This window comes from Bradyrhizobium sp. MI1.7 (assembly GCF_055811795.1).
This window is the reverse complement of the sequence record NZ_JBVVPO010000274.1, coordinates 1-348: the sequence shown is the minus strand read 5'-3', so window position 1 is coordinate 348 and position 348 is coordinate 1. Positions and strand designations below refer to the sequence as shown.

General features: G+C 63.2%; 1 protein-coding gene. It reads left to right on the top strand.

All coding sequences use genetic code 11. The features are described 5' to 3' along the window. On the top strand, positions 1–348 hold a 348-nt coding region (locus AC0L3X_RS47485), incomplete at both ends, for a cbb3-type cytochrome c oxidase subunit I (protein WP_473317664.1).

Genomic DNA, 348 nt, shown 5'->3' with positions numbered 1-348 from the left:
ACGTGCTGTCGCTCGGTGCGGTGTTCGGGATCTTTGCCGGCTGGTACTACTGGTTCCCGAAGATGTCGGGCTACATGTACAATGAGACGCTGGCGAAGGCGCACTTCTGGGTCACCTTCATCGGTGTGAACCTTGTGTTCTTCCCGCAGCACTTCCTCGGCCTGTCGGGCATGCCGCGCCGCTACGTCGACTATCCCGACGCGTTCGCCGGCTGGAACCTGGTCTCCTCGGTCGGCTCCTACATCTCCGGCTTCGGCGTGCTGATCTTCCTCTACTGCGTGTTCGACGCCTTCGCGAAAAAGGTGCCGGCCGGCGACAATCCGTGGGGTGCGGGCGCGACCACGCTGG